Source organism: Moraxella sp. 179-F 1C4 NHS, assembly GCF_045370505.1.
Classification (GTDB): Bacteria; Pseudomonadota; Gammaproteobacteria; order Pseudomonadales; family Moraxellaceae; genus Faucicola; species Faucicola tetraodonis.
The window spans coordinates 1-695 of sequence record NZ_JBIQEC010000075.1 but is presented as its reverse complement, the minus strand read 5'-3'; the positions used below and the strand labels follow the sequence as shown (position 1 = coordinate 695).

Genomic DNA, 695 nt, shown 5'->3' with positions numbered 1-695 from the left:
TAATTTAGTGTTACGCTTTCTTGGAATATTAGCTATGGTTTGACTCTCTTCAACTTTCTCACGAAAGCACTGAGAGTCATAGCCTTTATCAGCACCAAGTATCACAACATCACTTAAATCTAAAGTATCAATCAAGTCAGGTGCTGCTTTAACATCGTGGGTTACGCCATCGGTAATGATGAAACGAATGGGATTGCCATGTGCATCAACCGCCAAATGAATCTTACTGCTGTTGCCTGCGACACTTTTATCAATGCCTTGCCCTTTCATGTCACCACTACTACTGTGCTGATGAGCTTTGATATAAGTTGCATCGATAAACAGCCATTCCATATCTGGAAAGTGAATCATCTTTTCAAACAATTTGATGAGCTTATTACTTTGTGACCATCGGTTAAAGGCTTTAAATATCGTGTTGGTCTTTCCAAAATATCTGGGTAAGTCCCGCCACGGTATGCCTGTTCGCATTTTATATAAGATCCCTTCTACGGTCTTTCTTAAATTGGCATAGTCATAGATGCCAATTTCTTGTAGAATGGGTTTTAGCTTCTTCCAGTGTTGATTATTTAGCATAAGACGAGGCATAGCGAACAGTCTTCTTTTTGGGTCAGAGCTTAAAGTTTACTGCTTCGCTATTTTTTTATCAAAATTTCCTCATTATGTTCTTTTGTATATTAAATGTTCAACACAACCTA

At 38.0% G+C, this 695-nt stretch carries 1 protein-coding gene; it reads right to left on the bottom strand.

From position 1 onward, the window contains the following. Window positions 1-585: IS5 family transposase (locus ACH0AB_RS11905; RefSeq protein ID WP_406878274.1), on the bottom strand; the 585-nt coding region annotated here is incomplete at its 3' end. Between the last annotated feature and the right edge of the window lie 110 nt (window positions 586-695).